This window comes from Burkholderia vietnamiensis LMG 10929 (assembly GCF_000959445.1).
Lineage (GTDB): Bacteria > Pseudomonadota > Gammaproteobacteria > Burkholderiales > Burkholderiaceae > Burkholderia > Burkholderia vietnamiensis.
The window spans coordinates 254,669-276,936 of record NZ_CP009631.1; the positions used below are offsets into that span (position 1 = coordinate 254,669).

A 22,268-nucleotide genomic window follows, 5' to 3' on the forward strand; every position below is an offset into this window, starting at 1 on the left:
CGACGCGTATCGCGCATGTATCGCGAGGTGCGCTCGACGCATCGAACGCTGATCGAAACGCGACGTCGTCGGGGATGTTTCGATCGCTTGTCGCTGCCTGCAACGCATGTGCCGCGTTGCAGATTCCTTATCATTTTTTTAGTAGAGAGCGACGCACACTTCAACCTCGATCGGCTGTCGTGCGCGTCGCCCGAACTGCTTCAACTCATGCGCGCCGCGTTACTGGCAAGCTTCGCATTCGTCGAAGCCGGGGTCGCCCGGACGCATCGTGCACACCGGGCCGTCTGCTTCGACCGGCGCGAGCGCTGCTGCGTTGAGCCCACCCGACGACACGTCGCCGCCCGCCGCACCGAAGCCGCCCGCTGCGCCTTGCGCGCCGCCGCTGCTCGAGCCGCCGCTCGTCGGCACCGCGTTGAGCGCGCCGTGCGCGACCGTCGACTTCTCGACGTGCGTCGCTGCCATCGTGCGCAGGTAGTAGGTCGTCTTCAGACCGCGCAGCCATGCGAGCTTGTAGACCTCGTCGAGCTTCTTGCCCGACGCGCCGCCCATGTAGATGTTCAGCGACTGCGCCTGGTCGATCCACTTCTGGCGACGCGATGCTGCTTCGACGAGCCACGTCGGATCCACTTCGAAGGCGGTCGCGTAGATCGCGCGCAGGTCGGCCGGGATGCGGTCGATGCGCGACAGCATGCCGTCGAAGTACTTCAGGTCGGCCACCATCACTTCGTCCCACAGGCCGCGCTCCTTCAGGTCGCGCACGAGGTACTCGTTCACCACCGTGAATTCGCCCGACAGGTTCGACTTCACGTAGAGGTTCTGGAAGGTCGGCTCGATGCAAGCCGACACGCCGATGATGTTCGAGATCGTCGCCGTCGGCGCGATCGCGACGCAGTTCGAGTTGCGCATGCCGTGCGCCGCGATACGCGAACGCAGCGTCGACCAGTCGAGCGACTCCGACGTGTCGACTTCGACGTAGCCGCCGCGCGCTTCGGCGAGCAGCTTCAGCGTGTCCTGCGGGAGGATGCCGCGATCCCACAGCGAGCCGCGGTAGCTCGAGTAGCGGCCGCGCTCCTCGGCCAGCTCGGTCGACGCGTAGTACGCGTAGTAGCAGACCGCTTCCATCGAACGATCGGCGAACTCGACGGCCGCTTCCGACGCGTACGGCGTGCGCAGCAGATGCAGGCAGTCCTGGAAGCCCATGATGCCCATGCCGACCGGACGGTGCTTCAGGTTCGAGTTACGCGCCTTCGGCACCGCGTAGTAGTTGATGTCGATCACGTTGTCGAGCATGCGCATCGCGACGCTGATCGTGCGCTTGAGCTTGTCGTGGTCGAGCGCGTAGCTGCCGTCGGCCTGCTTCACCAGGTGGGCGACGAGGTTCACCGAGCCGAGGTTGCACACCGCGATTTCGGTGTCGCTCGTGTTCAGCGTGATTTCCGTGCACAGGTTCGACGAGTGGACGACGCCGACGTGCTGCTGCGGCGAGCGCACGTTGCAGGGATCCTTGAACGTGATCCACGGGTGGCCCGTCTCGAACAGCATGCCGAGCATCTTGCGCCACAGCTGCTGCGCCGGAATCTTCTTGAACAGCTTGATCTCGCCGCGCGCGACCTTGTCTTCGTAAGCCGTGTAAGCCTTCTCGAAATCGGCGCCGAACTTGTCGTGCAGGTCCGGGCAGGTCGACGGCGAGAACAGCGTCCAGTCACTGCCTTCCATCACGCGCTTCATGAACAGGTCGGGAATCCAGTTCGCCGTGTTCATGTCGTGGGTGCGGCGACGGTCGTCACCGGTGTTCTTGCGCAGCTCGAGGAATTCCTCGATGTCGAGGTGCCACGATTCGAGGTACGCGCACACCGCGCCCTTGCGCTTGCCGCCCTGGTTGACCGCGACGGCCGTGTCGTTGACGACCTTCAGGAACGGCACCACGCCTTGCGACTTGCCGTTCGTGCCCTTGATATGCGAGCCGAGCGCACGCACGCGGGTCCAGTCGTTGCCGAGGCCGCCGGCGAACTTCGACAGCAGCGCGTTTTCCTTCAGCGCTTCGTAGATGCCGTCGAGGTCGTCCGCGACCGTCGTCAGGTAGCACGACGACAACTGCGAACGGTGCGTGCCCGAGTTGAACAGCGTCGGCGTCGAGCTCATGAAGTCGAAGCTCGACAGCACGTTGTAAAACTCGATCGCGCGCGTTTCGCGGTCGATCTCGTTCAGCGACAGGCCCATCGCGACGCGCATGAAGAATGCCTGCGGCATTTCGATGCGGGTGCCGTCGACGTGCAGGAAGTAGCGGTCGTACAGCGTCTGCAGGCCGAGGTAGCCGAACTGCAGGTCGCGATTCGCGTCCAGCGCTTCGCCGAGACGCTTCAGGTCGAACTGCAGCAGCTTGTCGTCGAGCAGGCCGGCGTCGACGCCGCGCTTCAGGAACTGCGGGAAGTACTCCGCGTAGCGCGCCGACATGTCGGCCTGGACGACTTCCTCGCCGAGGATCTCGCGACGGATCGTGTGCAGCAGGATGCGGGCCGTGACCTGGCTGTACGCCGGATCCTTCTCGATCATCGTGCGCGCAGCGAGGATCGCCGAGTCGTAGACCTGGCTCATCGGCACGCCGTCGTACAGGTTCTTCACCGTCTCGGCGACGATCGGATCAGCGTTTACCGCAGTGCCCAGGCCGTCGCAGGCCGACACGATCAGCGCGCGCAGCGCGTTCATGTCGAGCGGACGCGTGACGCCGTTGTCGACGACGTTGATGCCGGTGTTCGACTCGGCGCCCGCTGCCGCCGCTTCCTCGCCCGCGTGCTGGCGCTCGAGGTGACGCTTCTCGCGATACAGCACGTACGCACGCGCGACGTTGTGCTCGCCGCCGCGCATCAGCGCGAGCTCGACCTGATCCTGAATGTCTTCGATATGGAACGTGCCGCCGTTCGGACGGCTGCGCACCAGCGCACGCACGACGTTGTGCGTGAGCTGCTCGACGAGTTCGCGCACGCGCGCCGATGCCGCGCCCTGCCCGCCATTGACGGCCAGGAAAGCCTTGGTCACCGCGATCGCGATCTTCGAAGGCTCGAACGACACCACGCTGCCATTGCGGCGGATCACCTTGTAGTCGGCGAACGTGGCCTGCGGCGCGAGCGCCTGCGCGCCCTGTTCGGTCCCGCCGAGCGGACGGCTCGAGGCGCTCTCGTACTGGGACGTCGCGTTGTCGGTGGTTTGCATGTGCAAAGCTCCTGGTGTGGGATGGTGCGGAGAGAACCGCGGATTAGAACGAACGCTGCGCAATGCGGTGCGCGAGCGGTAAGAGGCGAGCGATGCGTCGGGAAAGCCGGTTCGGCCGATGCGCGACAACCGAGCCGGTCGTGTGCTTCGTCATGTGTACTCCGCCCCGTCGAAGTTCGCTGCGCTTGATCGCGACGCCCGGACCGCCCGGCCTGGCCGCCGCCCTGAGAACCCTGCCCGCCGGCTTGGCCAGCCGGCCGGTGCCGCTCGGGTTATCCCTGCGGCACACACTATATCTAGTACAGAACTACTCAACAGGCACCAAGTATAGTGGACATTCGAACGACGTCCAAACGGATAATTTGCGCCTGAGGTCTTGACATCACACCCGCGCCGCGCAGGCGCAGACGTGACAAGGCATTGGTCCGGAAAAAAAATTTCTCCGGTTCAAAAACCCTGCGCTCAGTGCTGACGGAAAGGAAAGTATTCGGCGGGAAAGCCGGCATCGCCTGCGAAGCGTTGCCAATCGAAATGCGGGCCGGGGTCGGTTTTGCGGCCGGGCGCGATGTCGGCATGCCCGGCCACCGCAGCGATTGGATAACGCGCGGCCAGCGTGCGCGCGAGCGCGCCGAGCGTCGCATACTGCGCGGCGTCGAACGGCACGTCGTCCGCGCCTTCGAGCTCGATGCCGATCGAAAAGTCGTTGCAGCGCGGGCGGCCAAAGAACTCGGACGCGCCCGCGTGCCACGCGCGCTCGTCGCACGACACGAACTGGACGAGCTCGCCGTCGCGGCGGATCAGGAAGTGCGCGGACACGCGCACGCCGCGCAGGTGACTCTGGTAATAGGGGTGCGCATCGCAATCGAGCCGGTTCAGGAACAGCGCCTCGATGGCGTCGCCGCCGAATTCGCCGGGCGGCAGGCTGATGTTGTGGACGACGAGCAGCGTCGGCACCGCACCCGCCGGCCGCGCCTCGAAGTTCGGCGAGCGCGCATGGCGCGCTTCGCGCACCCAGCCGTCCGCGTCGACCGACAACCGTACTGCGTCGCTCATCGTGCGCCGCTCATCGTGCATCGGTGTCGCTCGCGCGGGCGCGATGGCGCTGCGCATGCTCGGCGCTGCAGAAGTATTCGCCGCCCCCCGCGACCGCATCGCCCTTCGGCGCATGCACGCCGCACTCGGCGCAGCGCACCATCGGCTCGGGCAGCGAGCGCGTGTCGGCGCCCGGGCCTGCCTGGCCGCCGCCGTAGCCGGCGCCGCGGCCGGTGCGCGCGTGCGCGTGATCCTGGGCCTGGCGCAGCTTGCGCGCGAGCCACGAGCCCGCGAAGAAAAGAAGGATCAGGAGGAGAATCTGTCGCATCGGTAACCTGCGTTCAAACCACGGAACGGTGCAGCAGCACCTCGAAAACGAACCGGCTGCCGACATACGCGAGCAGCAGCGCGCCAAACGACACGAGCACCCAGCGCGCGGCGCCGCGCCCGCGCCATCCGGACGTCTTGTGCGCGACCAGCAGGCCGCCGAACATCAGCCACGACAGCACCGCGAACACGGTCTTGTGGTCGAGCCGCATCGCTCGCGCATCGATCTGCTCGCTGAACAGAATGCCCGACGCGAGCGTCAGCGTAAGCAGCACGAAGCCGGCGCCGATCAGGCGGAACAGCAGCTTCTCGAGCGTGAGCAGCGGCGGCAGCGTTTCGAGCCAGCTCGCGATCCAGCCGGTCGAGCCGTCGCGCCCGCCGTTGCGCAGCGATTGCAGGCGCCGCTCGACCATCAGCATCAGGATCGCGTGCAGCGCGGCGATCGCGAACAGCCCGTACGCGATGTTGGCGATCAGGAAGTGCAGCTTGAACAGCGGCGCTGCGGCATAAGGCAGCACCCGCACGCCGCCGAACACGAGCGGCAGCAGCGACGCGCCGCAGGCGAGCGGCAGCACCAGCAGGCGCAGGCTGTCGAGCGGGAAGAAGAAGCTCTCGATCCAGTAGATGCCGGCGCCGAGCCAGAACATCGCGGACAGCGCGAACGCGAAGCCGAAGACCATCGCGTCGTGCGGGAAGATCGTCATGTGCAGCAGCACGCCGTGCGCGACGAGCGCGGCAAGCAGCAGCGCGCGGCCGGCGGCGCTCATCCCCGAGGCGGCGGACGCCGGAACCGGCACGGCCGGCACGCTCGCGACGAGCGGCGCGGCGGCCTGACGGTGCGTGCGCCAGCCTGCGACGGCCAGGCCGCCGTACAGGAACGCGGTGAGGGCATACAGTACAATATCCATGTTCGAAGTTTACACTAGGCCCCCTCCTCGCGACGGTCCGTTCATCCGGTTTCCGTCGCGCCTTCGGGCCCCCACTGTCCAACGCTCCCCATGCTCGACAATCTCACTCAACGGATGGCGCGCGTCGTCAAGACGCTGCGCGGCGAAGCCCGGCTTACCGAGGCGAACACCCAGGAGATGCTCCGCGAGGTGCGTCTCGCGCTGCTGGAGGCCGACGTCGCGCTGCCCGTCGTCCGCGAATTCATCGCCAAGGTCAAGGAAAAGGCGCTCGGCGAGGAAGTGATCAGCAGCCTGTCGCCGGGGCAGGCGCTCGTCGGCGTGGTCCAGAAGGAACTCACCGCCGTGATCGGCGGCGACTACGAAGGCAAGGCCGCCGAGCTGAACCTCGCCGTCACGCCGCCCGCCGTGATCCTGATGGCCGGCCTGCAAGGCGCCGGCAAGACCACGACCGTCGGCAAGCTCGCGAAGCTGCTGCGCGAGAAGTACAAGAAGAAGGTGCTGACCGTCTCGTGCGACGTCTATCGCCCGGCCGCGATCATGCAGTTGAAAACGGTGAGCGAACAGGTCGGCGCCGATTTCTTCCCGTCGACGCCGGACCAGAAGCCCGTCGACATCGCGCTTGCCGCCGTCGACTGGGCGAAGCGCCACTACCATGACGTGCTGATCGTCGACACGGCCGGCCGTCTCGGTATCGACGAAGCGATGATGCAGGAGATCGCCGCGCTGCACGGCGTGCTGAAGCCGGCCGAAACGCTGTTCGTCGTCGACGCGATGCTCGGCCAGGACGCCGTCAACACCGCGAAGGCGTTCAACGACACGCTGCCGCTCACGGGCGTCGTGCTCACCAAGCTCGACGGCGATTCGCGCGGCGGCGCCGCGCTGTCGGTGCGTCACGTGACCGGCAAGCCGATCAAGTTCGTCGGCGTCGCCGAAAAGCTCGACGGTCTCGAAGTGTTCCACCCGGACCGGATGGCGAACCGGATCCTCGGCATGGGCGACATCCTCGCGCTGGTCGAGGAGGCGCAGCGCGGCGTCGACGTGCAGGCCGCGCAGAAGCTCGCCGACAAGGTGAAGAAAGGCGGCGACTTCGACCTGAACGATTTCCGCGCGCAGATCTCGCAGATGAAGAACATGGGCGGCCTGTCGTCGCTGATGGACAAGCTGCCCGCGCAGTTCCAGCAGGCGGCGGCCGGTGCCGACATGGGCCAGGCCGAGAAGTCGATCCGCCGGATGGAAGGCATCATCAACTCGATGACGCCCGCCGAGCGCGCGAAACCCGAGATCATCAAGGCGACGCGCAAGCGCCGCATTGCGGCCGGTGCCGGCGTGCCGGTGCAGGAAGTCAACCGGATGCTGAACCAGTACGATCAGATGCGCACGATGATGAAGAAGCTGAAGGGCGGCAACATGCACAAGATGATGCGCGGCCTGAAGGGCATGATGCCCGGCATGCGCTGATCGCGCCCGTGGGCCGGCGCGCGGGTTTTTGCCGTAGCGCGCGCCGCCCGTTCTGCTTCATCCTTATTTGTATACCGACTCCGTCCCGCCAGAAGCCATGAACCGCGAAGAAGCCCTCCACATTTTCGACCACTCCGAAGAGATCGTCTCCGCTGACGCCGTCAACGCGTCGATCTCCAGCATGGCCGACGCGATCCGCGCCGAGATCGGCGATGCGTTCCCGCTCGTCCTGTCGGTGATGGGCGGCGCCGCCGTGTTTACCGGGATGCTGCTGCCGCACCTCGATTTCCCGCTGGAGTTCGACTACATCCACCTGACCCGCTACCGCAACACGACGCAGGGCAGCCCGGAGATGCACTGGCGCGTCGCGCCGCGCGAATCGGTGAAGGACCGCATCGTGCTCGTGCTCGACGACATCCTCGACGAAGGCGAGACGATGGCCGCGATCCGCGATCGCATCCTCGAGATGGGCGCGAAGCGCTTCATGTCGGCCGTGCTGTGCGAGAAGACGCTCGCGAAGGCCAAGCCGCTGCACCCGGACTTCTGCGGCTTCGCCGTGCCCGACCGCTACGTGTTCGGCTGCGGGATGGACGCAAAGGGCTATTGGCGCAACCTGCCGACGATCCGCGCGCTGACCGCGAACGTCTGATCGCCCCGTCGTAAAGAAAAAGCGGCGCACCGGGAACCCGGTGCGCCGCTTTTTTTCGTCGGCACGCGCCGCCGGCGTTACAGCTGATGCACGAAGGCGCGCACGCCGGCCAGCAGCATCTCGACCGAAATCGCGACGAGCACGAGCCCCATCAGCCGCTCGAACGCCGCGACGGTCCGCTCGCCGAGCCACTGCTGGATGCGCTCGGCGAGCACCAGCGTGACCGCACAGACGAGCATCGTGACCGTCAGCGCGCCGACCCATTCGAACATCTTGCCGGGCGCCTGCGACGTGAGCAGCATCACAGTCGCGAGCGCGGACGGCCCGGCGAGCGCCGGAATCGCGAGCGGCACGATGAACGGCTCGCCGCCCGCGCGCGGATCGCTGCCGAGCGCGCCGTCCGGATGCGGGAAGATCATCCGCAGCGCGATCAGGAACAGCACGATCCCGCCGCCGAGCCGCAGCGACAGGTCGGTGAGGCTCATCATCCGCAGGAAGCGGTCGCCGACCACCATGAAGAACAGCAGGATCACGAACGCGATTCCCACTTCGCGCAGGATCAGCTTCACGCGCCGCTCGCGCGGCACGTCGCGCATCGCCGTGATGAACAGCGGGATGTTGCCGAGCGGATCCGTGATCAGCACGAGCAGCACGGTGGCCGACAGGAAGGTGTATTCCACCGCGCGCTCCCGCCGTCGCGCTTAGTGCGCGAGCGCGGCGCGGATCTTCTCCGTCACCGTCGCAGCAGCCGCATCGGCCGGCAGCAGCGTGGCTTCGGCGTCGCGGCGGCCCTGGTACTCGACCTTGCCGTCCTTCAGCCCGCGCTCGCCGATCACCAGGCGATGCGGCACGCCGATCAGTTCCCAGTCGGCGAACATCACGCCCGGGCGCTCGCCGCGATCGTCGAGGATCACGTCGACGCCGGCCGCCGTCAGTTCCGCGTACAGCTTGTCGGCGGCCTCACGCACCATCTCGCTGCGGTCATAGCCCATCGGGCACAGCACGAGTTCGAACGGGGCGATCGACTCGGGCCAGATGATGCCCTTGTCGTCGAAGTTCTGCTCGATCGCCGCGCCCAGGATGCGCGTGACGCCGACGCCGTAGCAGCCCATCAGCATCGGCTGCGGCTTGCCCGACTCGTCGAGGAACGTCGCGCCCATCGCTTCCGAGTACTTGGTGCCGAGCTGGAACACGTGGCCGACCTCGATGCCGCGGCAGATGTCGATCACGCCCTTGCCGTCCGGCGACGGATCGCCCTTCTTCACGTTGCGCACGTCGGCGACGTCCGGCTCCGGCAGATCGCGGCCCCAGTTCACGCCCGCGATGTGATAGTCGACCTCGTTCGCGCCGACCACGAAGTCGCTCATGTTCGCGACCGTGCGATCGGCAATCACCTTCACCGGCTTCTTCGTGCCGACCGGGCCGAGATAGCCCGGCGGCGTGCCGAACCACTCGACGATTTCCTGCTCGGTCGCGAAGCGGTGGTTCTTCAGGCCCGGCAGCTTCGACACCTTGATCTCGTTCAGATCGTGGTCGCCGCGCAGCATCACGAGCCAGATGGTCGGCTCGGCGCCTTCGTTGTCGGTCGCGAGCACGATCGACTTGATCGTGCGCTCGAGCGGGATCGCCAGCAGCTCGGCCACCGCTTCGCACTTCGCCTTGCCGGGCGTCGCGACCTTCTCCATCGCCTGGGCCGGCGCCGCACGTTCGGCGATCAGCGGCAGCGCTTCAGCGGCTTCGATGTTCGCCGCGAATTCGGAGGTCGGGCAGTATGCGATCGCGTCCTCGCCGGTATCGGCGATCACGTGGAACTCGTGCGAGAAGTTGCCGCCGATCGAGCCGCTGTCGGCCGCGACCGCACGGAATTCGAGGCCGAGGCGCGTGAAGATGCGCACGTACGCGTCGTACATCTTGCGGTACGACTCGTTAAGGCCGGCCGCGTCCTTGTCGAACGAATACGCGTCCTTCATGAGGAATTCGCGGCCGCGCATCACGCCGAAGCGCGGGCGGATCTCGTCGCGGAACTTCGTCTGGATCTGATAGAAGTTCACCGGCATCTGCCGGTAGCTCTTGATCTGGTTGCGCGCGATATCGGTGATCACTTCCTCGTGCGTCGGCCCGATCACGAAGTCGTTGTCCTTGCGATCCTTGAAGCGCAGCAGCTCAGGGCCGTACTGCTCCCAGCGCCCCGATTCCTGCCACAGCTCCGCCGGCTGCACGGCCGGCATCAGCAGCTCGAGCGCGCCGGCCCGGTTCATTTCCTCACGCACGATCGCCTCGACCTTGCGAATCGAACGCAGGCCGATCGGCAGGTAGTTATAGATGCCACCGGCGACACGACGAATCATGCCGGCGCGCACCATCAGCTTGTGGCTGACGATCTCTGCGTCGGCCGGTGCCTCTTTGAGGGTGCCGATAAAGAAACGGGAAGCTTTCATGCGGACGGTTCCAAATACGGCGCCCAGGCGGGGCGCCCGAAAAAGTTTCAAGGTGAAAAAGCTGCGCGCGGCGAACGACGGTGGCGCAGACGACTTAGCAGACAAATCAGGGACACTTCGGCCGGCAAACCCCGCGCGGATTCGCTCCGTCACGGTGCGCAGCGCCCGTTATCTGTTTATAATCAAAGCAATTTTAAAGGATTCGAAGGTGGTTGTATGCTGGATCGTGAAGGCTTTCGCCCGAACGTCGGCATCATCCTCTTGAACGCGCGCAACGAGGTGTTTTGGGGCAAGCGGCTCCGCGAGCATTCCTGGCAGTTTCCTCAAGGTGGGATCAAGTACGGCGAGACCCCCATGCAGGCGATGTACCGGGAACTGCACGAGGAGACGGGCCTGCATCCGGAACACGTCAAGATAATCGGCCGCACCCGCGACTGGTTGCGTTACGAGGTGCCTGACAAGTTCATCAAACGCGAAGTACGCGGCCATTACCGCGGCCAGAAGCAGATCTGGTTCCTGCTGCGGATGGTCGGACGCGATTGCGATATTTGCTTGCGCGCGACCGATCACCCGGAGTTCGATGCATGGCGCTGGAACGAGTACTGGGTGCCGCTCGATGCGGTGATCGAGTTCAAGCGGGATGTCTATCAGTTGGCGCTGACGGAGTTGTCGCGCTTCCTGCGCCGCCCGGCGCAGCGAGCCGAGAAGCCGCGCGGGCCGCGCCCGTTGCGCTATCCGCGCATCGGCGGCGCGCCGGCCCAGCAGACGCTGACGATTGTCGACACATCGGTGGTCTGTTCCGAGATCGAAGTGGAGGCGCGCACGCTCGACGAGATGCCGCCCCGCGTGATCATCGGCAAATGACGAGTTGGACTGCATGACCGGGCGCGACCTTGGTGTCGCGCCCTTTTTTTACGAGGAATGCATATTGAAAGCGATTGCTCTCGCGCTCGCGTCGATCGTCGCGGCGGCCGCGCTGGCCGGCTGCGCCCACTCGAACGCGCCGACCAACAAGGACGACAGCGCGTTCGTGTATCTGCTGGACCGTCAGGGCGAATGGAAGGAAAACGCGGTCGACACGCTGCCGCCGCTTCCGCAAGCCGCCGATCTGCTGCCGTTCAACGTGTCGCAGAACACGCCGCTGAAGTTCTTCGTCGATGCCAAGTCGCTCGCGGTCGGCACCGACGGCGTCGTGCGCTATGCGGTGGTCATCACGAGTCCGGCCGGCGCGCGTAACGTGAACTACGAAGGCATCCGTTGCGACACCTACGAATGGCGTCAGTATGCGGGGCTGAATTCGGATCACGACGGCTGGGACCGCACGGTCGAGAACGACTGGCGCCGCATCGAGAACGGCGAGCTGAACTCGTACCACTCGGCGCTGTACCAGGATTATTTCTGCGCGAACAAGATGCCGCAGGGCACGACCCGCCAGATCCTCGAGAACATCAAGTTCCACCGCACCGCGATGAGCCAGTTGCGCTGAGCGCAGGACACGGGCCGCTCAGGCGGCTTGCGGCGTCGTACAGAAGCCCGCGTCCGCGCGGGCTTTTTCATGCACGGCTGCGGCCGGTCGTGCGCCGGACGATCAGACCAGCACGAGGTTGTCGCGGTTAATCAGCTCGGGTTCGAGCATGTAGCCGAGCACCGTCTCGATCTCGCCGCTCGGCTTGCGGTGAATCAGCTTCGTTTCCGCGCTGCTGTAGTTCGTGAGGCCGCGCGCCACTTCACGCCCGTCCGGGCCGACGCACGCGATCACCTCGCCGCGTGCAAACGCGCCCTGCACGTCGATCACGCCGATCGGCAGCAGGCTCTTGCCGCCGTCCCTGAGCTTCTCGACTGCGCCCGCATCGATCACGACGTGCCCGCGCACCTGCAGATGATCGGCCATCCATTGCTTGCGCGCGGCCATCCGCGCGGTCCGTGCGATCAGTTGCGTGCCGATCGCCTCACCCGCGGCCAGCCGCACCAGCACGTCGGCCTCGCGGCCGCTCGCGATCACGGTGTTCGCGCCACTGTGCGCGGCGCGCTTCGCTGCGAGGATCTTCGTCAGCATCCCGCCGCGGCCGAGGCTCGACCCCGCGCCGCCCGCCATCGACTCGAGCTCCGGCGCGCCCGCGCTCGCTTCCGCGACGAGCGTTGCGTTCGGATCCTTGCGCGGATCGGCGGTGAACAACCCCGTCTGGTCGGTCAGGATGATCAGTGCATCGCCTTCGATCAGGTTCGCGACGAGCGCGCCGAGCGTGTCGTTGTCGCCGAACTTGATTTCGTCGGTGACCACCGTGTCGTTCTCGTTGATGATCGGCACGACGCCGAGGCGCAGCAGCGTGAGCAACGTCGAGCGCGCGTTCAGATAGCGCTCGCGATCGGCCAGGTCGGCATGCGTGAGCAGGATCTGCGCGGTGCGAATGTGATGCTCGGTGAAGCGGCTTTCGTAGACTTGCGCGAGCCCCATCTGCCCGACCGCCGCGGCGGCCTGCAATTCGTCGATTTCGCGCGGACGCTTGTTCCAGCCGAGACGCTGCATCCCCTCGGCGATCGCGCCCGAGCTGACCAGCACCACTTCCTTGCCCTGCGCGCGCAGCGCAGCGATCTGCGCCGCCCAGCGGCCGATTGCCGCATGATCGAGGCCCTTGCCGTCGTTGGTCACGAGGCTTGAACCCACCTTCACCACCAATCGCTTCGAATCCGCGATGATCGAACGCATCGTGCGCTGTCTCCTGTCTGATGCATGCCCCGGCCGGGCGCGATGAATTTCCGGCACCGGGCGCAGCGCCCGGTGCGTGACGGGCTCGCTCAGGCGTCGCCGCCTGAGGTTGCGCCGCCGTCGCTCGGCGGCGCATCGCGGAAGCGCACGTCCGCGGCCAGATCTTCCTCTTCCGCCGCGCGATGCGCGTCCGAATGCTCGGCAAGGTAATCGTAGATCGCATAGCACAGGGCTTCGCAGCCCTGGCCGGTCAGGGCCGAAATCTGGAACACCGGGCCGTCCCAGCCGAAACGCTCGAGGAAGTCGGCAACGCGCGCGTCGCGCTCGTCTTCCGGCACCATGTCGAGCTTGTTCAGCACGAGCCAGCGCGGCTTTTCGTAGAGCGCCTCGTCATACTTGCGCAGTTCGCCGACGATCGCCTTCGCTTCCGCGACCGGATCGACGCTTTCGTCGAACGGAGCGAGGTCGACGAGATGCAGCAGCACGCCGGTGCGCTGCAGGTGCCGCAGGAACTGGTGGCCGAGGCCCGCGCCTTCGGCCGCGCCTTCGATCAGCCCAGGGATATCGGCAATCACGAAGCTCTTGCTCGGGCCGACCCGCACGACGCCCAGGTTCGGCGCGAGCGTGGTGAACGGGTAGTCGGCGATCTTCGGCTTCGCGTTCGACACCGATGAAATGAAGGTCGACTTGCCGGCGTTCGGCATGCCGAGCAGCCCGACGTCGGCGAGCACCTTCAGTTCGAGCCGCAGCATGCGCCGCTCGCCGGGCTTGCCGTCGGTCTTCTGACGCGGCGCCCGGTTGGTGCTCGACTTGAAATGCAGGTTGCCGAGGCCGCCGGAGCCGCCCTTCGCGAGCATCACCTGCTGATCGTGTTCGGTCAGGTCGGCAATCAGCTCGCCGGTGTCCATGTCGGTCACGACCGTGCCGACCGGCATGCGCAGCGTGATGTCGTCGCCGCCCTTGCCGTAACAATCGGAGCCGCGACCGTTTTCGCCGTTGCGCGCCATGTGCTTCTTCGCGTAACGGTAGTCGATCAGCGTGTTGATGTTGCGGTCGGCGATCGCGTAGACGTTACCGCCCCGGCCGCCGTCGCCGCCGTCCGGCCCGCCGAACGGAACGAACTTCTCGCGGCGCATCGACGCGCTGCCATCGCCTCCGTCGCCGGCGATGACTTCGATTCGTGCTTCGTCAATGAACTTCATTCGTCACTCCGACCAGTATTTCCGCTATTGTGCCGCGCGCCGGCACGCTTGAACAATCTGCCGTTCGGCCGATTGCCCGCCGTTCGCGACAGCCGCCGGCGCGCACCTGCGCGCGGCGGCCAAATAAAAAAAGGCCCCGCGAAGACTGCGGGGCCTTTCGGCTACGAAGCCCGTGGTGCCTTGACTTAGGCAGCCGCCGGGACAACGATGACCAGATGCTTCTTGTCCGCGCCCTTGGTCGCGAACTTGACGTGACCGTCGACCAGCGCGAACAGGGTGTGATCCTTGCCCATGCCGACGTTCTCGCCAGCGTGCATGCGCGTACCGCGCTGACGCACGATGATGCCGCCAGCGTTGATCGCCTGGCCGCCGTACACTTTCACGCCGAGACGTTTCGACTCGGAGTCGCGGCCGTTCCGGGAAGAGCCGCCTGCCTTTTTGTGTGCCATCTGATTGCTCCTTTACCGAGGCGCTTACGCGTTGATCGCGTCGATGCGCAGCTCAGTGTAGTTCTGGCGGTGGCCGCCGTGCTTTTGGTAGTGCTTCCGGCGACGCATCTTGAAGATGGTGACCTTGGCATGACGACCGTGCGACACGACGGTGGCCTTGACGGAAGCCCCACTGACCAGCGGCGTACCGAACTTAATCGATTCGCCTTCGCCCACTGCGAGAACCTGGTCGAGCGTGATTTCAGCGTCAATGTCAGCCGGTATCTGTTCTACTTTGAGTTTTTCGCCAACGGCAACCTTGTACTGCTTGCCGCCGGTTTTTATGACCGCGTACATTGAGAACCTCACTCTGGATCCAATTTTTCCGCACACCACGCGCGGAAAACACGTGATTATACATGGGGTTAGCGGCCGAGTCAAAGCCGATCCACGATTGCCGCGCGCAAGCCCTGGCCGGATGGCCAAAATCGCGGGCCGCTCACGTCGGACAGACCGGCATATGGCGGATTCGACTTATAATCCGCCGCATCACCCATTTCGATCATCATGTCGTCGTCCACCGCCTCCCCCACCCTCAGCGCCGCCCACCTGCTCGCTCCGATCGCCAGCGACATGGAGCAGGTCAATCGCGTTATCCGGCAAAGCCTCGCGTCCGACGTGCTGCTGATCAACCAGATCGCCGAGTACATCATCGGTGCGGGCGGCAAGCGGCTGCGTCCGGCGCTGCTGTTGCTCGTGGCCGGCGCGCTCGGCGAGACCTCGCACCAGCGGCACGTGCTGGCCGCCGTCGTCGAGTTCATCCATACGGCCACGCTGCTGCACGACGACGTCGTCGACGAATCCGAACTGCGGCGCGGCCGGCAGACGGCCAACGCGCTGTTCGGCAACGCGGCCAGCGTGCTGGTCGGCGACTATCTGTACTCGCGCTCGTTCGAGATGATGGTCGGCGTCGGCAAGATGCGCGTGATGGAAATTCTGTCGGAAGCGACGACGATCATCTCGGAAGGCGAAGTGCTGCAGTTGCTGAACATGCACGACGCGGACGTCGACGAGTCGCGCTACATGCAGGTGATCCGCTACAAGACGGCGAAGCTCTTCGAGGCATCGGCCCGGCTGGGCGCGGTGCTCTCGGGTGCCGATGCGCCGACCGAAGCCGCGGCGGCCGAATACGGCCGCCGCATCGGCACCGCATTCCAGATCATGGACGACTGGCTCGACTATGCGGGCACCGCCGAAGCGATGGGCAAGAATGCCGGCGACGATCTGCGCGAAGGCAAGCCGACGCTGCCGCTCATCTATCTGATCGAACGCGGCACGCCCGAGCAAGCGGCGCTTGCGCGCGAGGCGATCGAGCAAGGCGGCACGGATCGCTTCGACACGATCTTCGAGGCGATCACGCGTTCGGGCGCACTCGACCATACGCTCGAATGCGCACGCCAGGAAGCGCAGGCTGCCGCCGCCGCGATCGCCACGTTTCCCGACTCCATCTACAAGGAAAGCCTGCTCGGGCTGTGCTCGTACTCGACGTCGCGGCAGTCGTAAAACACGCCGCGCACGGGACGCAATACCCTGCCCCGAAAAAATTTCTTCGCCAGGGTATTCCCTTTTAGAAAAAACATCGTTATAGTTACGTTCTTGCTTGAGACGACGCAGCGATCTTCACCAAGAAAGCGAAGTCGGACCAGCAGAAATTCGGGGTGTAGCTTAGCCTGGTAGAGCGCTACGTTCGGGACGTAGAGGCCGGAGGTTCGAATCCTCTCACCCCGACCAGAATTTGGTTAAAGTCAGCGACTGGAAAGTATCGCCGTCGTTGCAGCACTACAGCAGCATACATAGTGCAAACCTTTGATAAAGCCTTGCGAATCCATTCGGTTCGTGAGGCTTTTTTCATTGATCCGCCGCCATCGTATCGATACCGTCAACGACGCGCCCAGACACCGTCCGCGCGATCTGCTCATCCGAACGTCGTAACCCGGACCATACAATCGGCGGCAATCGCCGAACGCCACGCGCAGCCCACCGCTCAATCACTCGCATTGACCAGCATCCCGCTTGCCATCCGGCGCCCGCACCGACCGGTATTAAGTTTGGCTCGCACAATGCCGATAATCATCGACATAGCGACTGAACGGACTTGATGCGCGAGACGATCTTCGTCTCGCCGCCCCCGTTCGACGCCCAGCCGGACAGTCGATCGAAGAGCGCAACGCTCGATACGGGAAGGTCAAGTGGATATCAGTAGCTGGAAGAATCAGGCAAAACAGGCGCTCGCCGGAAACGTTGGTGCGCACGCTGTCATTGCGCAACTGGGCAACGAGCAGATCGACGGTTCAGATCATGAAGCGAATCTCCTTCTCGGCATTCTTTATGGCCAGACGGGGCAGCTAGACCTTGCTGTCGAGCATCTTCGGCAATCGCTCATCCAGGACCAGCGGAATCCGGATGCAATCTTCTTTCTCGGTTGCTTCGATGCGTTGCGGTATCCCGGCCTCCACAAGAGTTGGGCGATTCGGCGAGACCATGCAAAAAACGCACTTCGTCTCGTCGAGAATACGCCGCAGGCCGCGGCCTGGCCGCAACTGAAAGTCTGCCTGGAGATCCTGGCGACAGCGGCAAGCTATGTCGGGCCGCCGGAGGATGCGGAGTTCGCCTATCGCTGGCTCATCAAGATCGATCCGGCGAATGCCGATCACTACGCAAAGCTCTCGCAACTCCGCGCTGACGACGATCTTGAAGAAGCCGTCGCGCTTATCGATCACGCACGAACGCTCAACCCCGCCATCGTCAACAAGACCGATGTCGAGCTTTCCCGCAAAGTGCTTTCGGACGGCACCCGGCGAAAGAGCATTGCACGAGCGAAGTATCCCAGCACGCGTGAAATGAGGGGCGACCTTTCGGCCGTAATCCGGACGAGCTTGCTGGATGGCTTGCCGAAGCAACGCTTCATCGACAAGGAAACCCGCTTTTTTACTCTGGGCTCGTGCTTTGCGAGAGAGATCGCCGTACGTCTCATCGAACGGGGCTATCAGGCCGATTTCTTCGAAGTCGTCGAACACATCAATTCGAGCTTCGCAAACCGCAAGATGGTGGACTGGGCGTTGGGCCAATGCACCGGCCAAAGCAAGGAGCGCCTCGACGAGCTCTTTGCGTCCCTCAACATCACCCCGGAGAATCTCCGGGTGCGTCTGGCCACCGCGAAGGTGTTCGTCTACACGCTGGGCGTTGCGCCCGCCTTCTTCGACCGGCAATCCGGCGAATTCGTGATGCCTTCCAGTTCGGCACTGGGCTCGCGAGCATTCGCAGAGATGTACGACTTCCGGACTACCACCGTCGGCCAAAATCTGGACAATCTCGACTACATCGTCGCGAATATCAAGGCGTTGAACCCCGACGTCAAGGTCGTGCTTACGGTCAGCCCCGTACCGTTGAAAACCACGTTCGAGTTCAAATCCGCGATACAGGCCGATTGCATTTCCAAATCGACGCTCCGTGTCGTCGCCCACGAATTCGTTACGAGCAATCCCGATGTCATCTATTGGCCGAGCTTCGAAATCGTGCGCTGGCTCGGCGGCCATGTGGGACCGTTTTACGGCAACGACGACGATGCAGCGCTTCATGTGGGCGACCATGTCGTCAAGGCCATCACCGATTCATTCATCGAGCACTTTTCGTAACGACCGCATGACGTCGGGCCGCTGGAGATGCGCGCACTGAATGCGCGCTACCCGGAAGCAAAGGCCGACCTCCGGCTCGGGCGACAAGTGGTCCGGCCTTCCGAACCGCGCTTCGCAGTGAAAATGGGCTGAATCGTCGGTTTACGGCTTGTACGCGGGACGACTCCGACGACCGCGGCTGCAGCGCAATCGAATGCCCGCGGCCCGACCGCGATTTGACCGGACGTGCACCGCGTACGTCTTCCGACTCCTTTTTCGCCGTTCACACGAACCGGCGTGCCGCGCGCGACACATCCCCGCCGTCGGCCTCTGCTATATTCCCTCCATCCCTGTCTTCACTGCCCTTTCCGACGCGTGGACCAAATTCCCTTATGGGCGCAAATCGGCGCCGTCTTCCTGCTTCTCCTCTGTTCCAGCTTCTTTTCCATTTCCGAGACCGCGATGATGGCGCTCAACCGCCATCGGCTGAAGCATCTCGCCAGCCAGGGCGCGCTCGGCGCGAAAACCACGCAAGGCCTGCTGACGCGCACCGATCTGCTGCTCAGCGTGATCCTGATCGGCAACAACCTGTTCAACACGATCATCCCGGTGCTCACGACGTCGCTCGCGCTGCACACGTTCGGCCGTAACAACCTCGCGCTGTCGATCGCGACCGGGATCGTCGCGTTCCTGATCATCGTGTTCGCGGAAATCGCGCCGAAAATCGTCGGCGCGACCTTTCCCGAGCGCATCGCGCTGCCGGCGAGCCTCGTGATCGCGCCGTTGATGCGCGTGTTCAAGCCGGTCGTGTGGTTCGTCAACGCGCTCGCCAACGGCGTGCTGTGGGTGCTGCGCATCAACACGAAGAGCGGCCGCGACCAGCGCATGTCGGCCGACGAACTGCGCGCGATCGTGCTCGAATCGAGCAGCTTCATGCCGACCAAGCACCGCAGCATCCTGCTGAACCTGTTCGACCTCGAGAACATCACGGTGGACGACGTGATGGTGCCGCGGCGGCAGATCGAGTCGCTGAACTTCTACGCGCCGTTCGACGAAGTCCTGCATCAGATCGAGACCTGCTATCACAACCGTCTCGTCGTGTATGAAGGCGACATCGACAAGGTGCTCGGCGTGCTGCACGTGCGCAAGACGCTGACGGCGCTGCACAACCAGGACTTCGACCGCGAAATGCTGCGCACGCTGCTCGCCGAGCCTTACTACGTGCCGTCCGGCACGCCGGTCGTCCAGCAGCTCCAGTACTTCCAGGAAAGCCGGCAACGCACCGCGCTGGTCGTCAACGAGTACGGCGAACTCGAAGGGCTCGTGACGCCCGAGGACATCATCGAGGAGCTGATCGGCGAATTCACGACGTCGATGCCGCGCGGCGAACGCGCGGGTGGCTGGAACGAGAGCGGCGAATGCATCGTCGCCGCCAGCATGCCGCTGCGCGAACTGAACCGCTGGCTGCATCTGCAACTGCCGACCGACGGGCCGAAGACGCTCAACGGGCTGATTCTCGAGATCCTCGAGGAGATTCCGGAAGGCGACGTATGCGTGAAAATCGGCGGCGTGATGCTCGAGGTGATGCGCAGCGACGATCAGGCCGTGCGCACCGTCAAACTGTTCAAGCCGCGCGTCACGCGCGCCCGCGCGGTGCGCTAGCCGAACGGCCTACTGTCGGCGCCGCTCGCGATACGCGACCATTTCCCGGTCACGATCAACAGGCGGCCCAGCGCCGGCTCACATGCAATCGCCCCCTCCCGCGGCGCCGCTGCACATGCAGCGGCCGCCGCTCTCCTCCGCCGCGTCGTCGGCCGCGCCGCCGCGCTCGCTCGATGCCGCGCAGCTCGACGACTCCCCCGCGGTACGGCTGCTCACCGATACGCTGCATGCCGCGCGCGTACGCGACGCGTCCGACATCCACGTCGAACCGTTCGAAACGGGCTGGCGCATCCGGCTGCGCATCGACGGCGTGCTGCACGAGCACCTGCGCCCGCCGGTTCATCTGCGCGACGCGGTCGTCACGCGGATCAAGGTGCTCGCCCGGATGGACATCGCCGAGCGGCGGCTTCCGCAAGACGGCCGGCTGCGCATTGCGATCGACGCCGGCAAGCGCGGCGACTACCGGGTCAGCTCGTTGCCCACGCTGTTCGGCGAGAAGCTCGTGCTGCGCCGCCTCGAGACGCTGCCGCCCGACCTCACGCTCGCGCGCCTCGGTTTCGACGCGCGTCAGGCCGCGGCGATGGAGGCCGCGATACGTGCGCCGCACGGCCTCGTGCTCGTGACCGGGCCGACCGGCAGCGGCAAGACGCTGTCGCTCTATTGCGCGCTGCAGATGCTCGATCGGGACGCGCACAACGTCTGCACGGTCGAGGATCCGGCCGAGATCCAGCTCGACGGCATCAACCAGGTCGGCGTCGCGGAAAAGGCCGGCCTCACCTTCGCCACCGCACTGCGTGCGCTGCTGCGACAGGATCCGGACGTCATCATGGTCGGCGAGATTCGCGATGCGGAGACGGCCGACGTCGCGCTGAAGGCCGCGCAGACGGGCCACCTCGTGCTGTCGACCCTGCATACGAACGACGCCCCGGCAGCGGTCGCACGGCTGCTCGACATCGGCGTCGCGCCGTACAACCTTGCGGCCGCGTTGCGCCTCGTGACCGCGCAGCGCCTCGTCCGGCGCCTGTGCACCGCGTGCCGCGTGCGTTCCGATGCACCGGCAAGCGTGCTGCGCGAAGCCGGTTGCGATGCCGCCGCGCTGGCGTCCGGCTGGCGGCCGTTCGTCGCGCGCGGTTGTGCCGCCTGCCACGGCATCGGCTATCGAGGGCGGATCGGTCTGCATCAGACGATGCCGGTGTCGGCCGAGATGGCGGAGCGCATCGTCGCGCGCGCAAGCGTCGGTGCGCTGGCGCAATGCGCCGCGGCCGAAGGCGTGCGCAACCTGCGCGACGCGGCGCTCGCGCACGTTCGCGACGGCACGACGAGTATCGCGGAAGCGCTTGCCGCGACGCCGGACGCATGACCGCGATGCGCGCGCCCCGTCAGGAAACCCGGTTCGCATGGCGCGGCCGTCGTCGCGACGGCAGCGCGTGCCGCGGCCACGTCATCGCGTTCGACGCGGCCGCCGCGCGTGCCGCGCTCGCGCGGGACGGTATCGCGGTGCTCGCGCTCGACGCGCGCGGCGCCGCGCGGCCGCCCGCCGCCGGCACACGCGACGTGACGCGCTTCACGCGTCAGCTCGCGAGCTTGCTGCAAGCCGGGCTGCCGCTCGCACCGTCGCTCGAGATGCTCGCGCGCATCCGCACGCGTGACGGGATGCCGCGCATCGCTGCGGGTCTCGCGCGCGAGATCGTCGGCGGGCAGCGTCTGGCCGTCGCCCTCGGGCGCTATCCGTCGCAGTTCGGCACGCTGTATCGGCAGCTGATCGAAGTCGGCGAGGCATCAGGCGCGCTCGGCACCGTGCTCACCCGCGTCGCCGAGCACCGCGAGCGCGCCGACGCACAGTGGCGCAAGGCACGCGCCGCCCTCACGTACCCGGTCGCCGTCATCGCGTTCGCGCTCGCGATCTCGGCGGCGTTGATGGTGTGGGTCGTCCCGACCTTCCGGCAGATCTTCGACGGCTTCGGCGCCGCACTGCCCGCACCGACCCGCGCGCTGCTCGCCGTTTCGTCCGCGACCTCGGCCTGGGGCGGCACGTTCGTCGCCGTTGCGACCGCGCTGGCGCTCGCTGCGCGCCACGCGCTGCGGCGCTCGCCACAACTGCGCTACACGGTCGCGCAGCGGATGTTGAACGCGCCAGTCGTCGGCAGTGCGCTCGCGCGGTTCGCGGCCGCGCGCTGGTGTCGCTCGCTCGCGACGCTGCTCGGCGCCGGCGTGCCGCTCGCCGACGCATTCGCGACGCTCGAACGCGCGTCCGGCCATCCGGTGTTCGAGCGCGCCACCGAGCAGATCGCGGCCCGCGTGCTGCGCGGCGTACGGCTCGCCGATGCGATGCACGCGGCCGGGTGCTTTCCGGACGACGTCGTGCAGCCCATCGCCGTCGCCGAGGAAACCGGCGCGCTCGACACGATGCTGGCCGATATTGCGTCGCTCTGCGAGCGTCAGCTCGACGCGCGCCTCGATGCGCTCGCGGCGCTCGGCGAACCGTTGATCGTGATCGTGCTGGGCGCACTCGTCGGCGCGCTCGTGATCGCGATGTATCTGCCCATCCTTCAGCTCGGCAACGTGGTGTAGCA

At 65.6% G+C, this 22,268-nt stretch carries 19 protein-coding genes and 1 tRNA gene; 10 read left to right on the forward strand and 10 right to left on the reverse strand.

All coding sequences use genetic code 11. The features are described from left to right. Window positions 1-219 precede the first annotated feature (219 nt). From AK36_RS11120 to AK36_RS11135, 4 genes are all read right to left on the reverse strand, one after another. Entirely contained in the window at window positions 220-3,210 is a 2,991-nt protein-coding gene (locus AK36_RS11120) for a ribonucleoside-diphosphate reductase subunit alpha (protein ID WP_011883209.1), read from the reverse strand. A 462-nt stretch (window positions 3,211-3,672) separates the two neighbouring features. Further along, complete coding sequence (ampD, locus tag AK36_RS11125) at window positions 3,673-4,263, reverse strand: 1,6-anhydro-N-acetylmuramyl-L-alanine amidase AmpD (protein WP_034194192.1); 591 nt, start codon at window positions 4,261-4,263, stop codon at window positions 3,673-3,675. 10 nt (window positions 4,264-4,273) lie between these two features. Continuing rightward, window positions 4,274-4,570: a PP0621 family protein gene (locus AK36_RS11130; protein ID WP_011883207.1), complete on the reverse strand. Its 297-nt coding sequence runs from the start codon at window positions 4,568-4,570 to the stop codon at window positions 4,274-4,276. A 13-nt stretch (window positions 4,571-4,583) separates the two neighbouring features. After that, window positions 4,584-5,477, reverse strand: a complete 894-nt coding sequence (locus tag AK36_RS11135; RefSeq protein ID WP_011883206.1) for a cytochrome C assembly family protein — start codon at window positions 5,475-5,477, stop codon at window positions 4,584-4,586. A gap of 90 nt (window positions 5,478-5,567) precedes the next feature. Here AK36_RS11135 and ffh point away from each other — a divergent pair, with 90 nt between their 5' ends. Both ffh and AK36_RS11145 read left to right on the forward strand, forming a co-directional pair. Next, window positions 5,568-6,935, forward strand: a complete 1,368-nt coding sequence (ffh, locus tag AK36_RS11140) for a signal recognition particle protein (RefSeq protein WP_011883205.1) — start codon at window positions 5,568-5,570, stop codon at window positions 6,933-6,935. A 97-nt stretch (window positions 6,936-7,032) separates the two neighbouring features. Further along, the gene (locus AK36_RS11145) at window positions 7,033-7,584 is read left to right on the forward strand and encodes a hypoxanthine-guanine phosphoribosyltransferase (protein WP_011883204.1); all 552 of its coding nucleotides are present in this window, start codon (window positions 7,033-7,035) and stop codon (window positions 7,582-7,584) included. Between the two features lie 77 nt (window positions 7,585-7,661). Here the strand turns inward: AK36_RS11145 and AK36_RS11150 are convergent, their stop codons facing one another. Next, entirely contained in the window at window positions 7,662-8,264 is a 603-nt protein-coding gene (locus AK36_RS11150; RefSeq protein WP_011883203.1) for a MarC family protein, read from the reverse strand. Between the two features lie 21 nt (window positions 8,265-8,285). Then, window positions 8,286-10,022, reverse strand: coding sequence for a proline--tRNA ligase (locus AK36_RS11155; protein ID WP_011883202.1), 1,737 nt, complete (start codon window positions 10,020-10,022; stop codon window positions 8,286-8,288). 216 nt (window positions 10,023-10,238) lie between these two features. Here AK36_RS11155 and AK36_RS11160 point away from each other — a divergent pair, with 216 nt between their 5' ends. Both AK36_RS11160 and AK36_RS11165 read left to right on the forward strand, forming a co-directional pair. Continuing rightward, window positions 10,239-10,886: an RNA pyrophosphohydrolase gene (locus tag AK36_RS11160; protein WP_011883201.1), complete on the forward strand. Its 648-nt coding sequence runs from the start codon at window positions 10,239-10,241 to the stop codon at window positions 10,884-10,886. Between the two features lie 13 nt (window positions 10,887-10,899). Beyond that, on the forward strand, window positions 10,900-11,508 hold the full coding sequence (locus AK36_RS11165; protein WP_011883200.1) for a CNP1-like family protein: 609 nt from the start codon (window positions 10,900-10,902) through the stop codon (window positions 11,506-11,508). A 102-nt stretch (window positions 11,509-11,610) separates the two neighbouring features. On the opposite strand, the gene proB is transcribed toward AK36_RS11165, so the two are convergent. The 4 genes from proB to rplU form a co-directional block, all read right to left on the reverse strand. Beyond that, the gene (gene proB / locus AK36_RS11170; protein WP_045578546.1) at window positions 11,611-12,729 is read right to left on the reverse strand and encodes a glutamate 5-kinase; all 1,119 of its coding nucleotides are present in this window, start codon (window positions 12,727-12,729) and stop codon (window positions 11,611-11,613) included. Between the two features lie 89 nt (window positions 12,730-12,818). Next, window positions 12,819-13,931, reverse strand: a complete 1,113-nt coding sequence (cgtA, locus tag AK36_RS11175; protein ID WP_011883198.1) for an Obg family GTPase CgtA — start codon at window positions 13,929-13,931, stop codon at window positions 12,819-12,821. A 185-nt stretch (window positions 13,932-14,116) separates the two neighbouring features. After that, window positions 14,117-14,380 carry a 50S ribosomal protein L27 gene (rpmA, locus tag AK36_RS11180; RefSeq protein WP_006476999.1) on the reverse strand — a complete coding sequence of 88 codons (264 nt, stop codon included), beginning with the start codon at window positions 14,378-14,380 and terminating at the stop codon, window positions 14,117-14,119. A 24-nt stretch (window positions 14,381-14,404) separates the two neighbouring features. After that, the gene (gene rplU, locus AK36_RS11185) at window positions 14,405-14,716 is read right to left on the reverse strand and encodes a 50S ribosomal protein L21 (RefSeq protein WP_006025184.1); all 312 of its coding nucleotides are present in this window, start codon (window positions 14,714-14,716) and stop codon (window positions 14,405-14,407) included. 210 nt (window positions 14,717-14,926) lie between these two features. Between rplU and AK36_RS11190 the strand changes: the two genes are divergently transcribed. From AK36_RS11190 to AK36_RS11215, 6 genes are all read left to right on the forward strand, one after another. Beyond that, window positions 14,927-15,922, forward strand: coding sequence for a polyprenyl synthetase family protein (locus tag AK36_RS11190; RefSeq protein WP_011883197.1), 996 nt, complete (start codon window positions 14,927-14,929; stop codon window positions 15,920-15,922). Between the two features lie 151 nt (window positions 15,923-16,073). Further along, window positions 16,074-16,150 (forward strand) — tRNA-Pro (locus AK36_RS11195). A gap of 458 nt (window positions 16,151-16,608) precedes the next feature. Further along, window positions 16,609-18,054 (forward strand): GSCFA domain-containing protein, encoded by a 1,446-nt coding sequence (locus AK36_RS11200; protein WP_014722403.1) that lies wholly within the window; start codon window positions 16,609-16,611, stop codon window positions 18,052-18,054. Window positions 18,055-18,408: 354 nt separating this feature from the next. Continuing rightward, window positions 18,409-19,695 (forward strand): HlyC/CorC family transporter, encoded by a 1,287-nt coding sequence (locus AK36_RS11205; RefSeq protein WP_011883195.1) that lies wholly within the window; start codon window positions 18,409-18,411, stop codon window positions 19,693-19,695. A gap of 82 nt (window positions 19,696-19,777) precedes the next feature. After that, a complete protein-coding gene (locus AK36_RS11210; RefSeq protein WP_043290764.1) occupies window positions 19,778-21,055 on the forward strand; it encodes a GspE/PulE family protein in 1,278 nt (425 codons plus the stop codon). Beyond that, window positions 21,052-22,266: a type II secretion system F family protein gene (locus AK36_RS11215; RefSeq protein WP_045578547.1), complete on the forward strand. Its 1,215-nt coding sequence runs from the start codon at window positions 21,052-21,054 to the stop codon at window positions 22,264-22,266. Before AK36_RS11210 ends, AK36_RS11215 begins: the two co-directional genes overlap by 4 nt. Window positions 22,267-22,268: the final 2 nt, after the last annotated feature.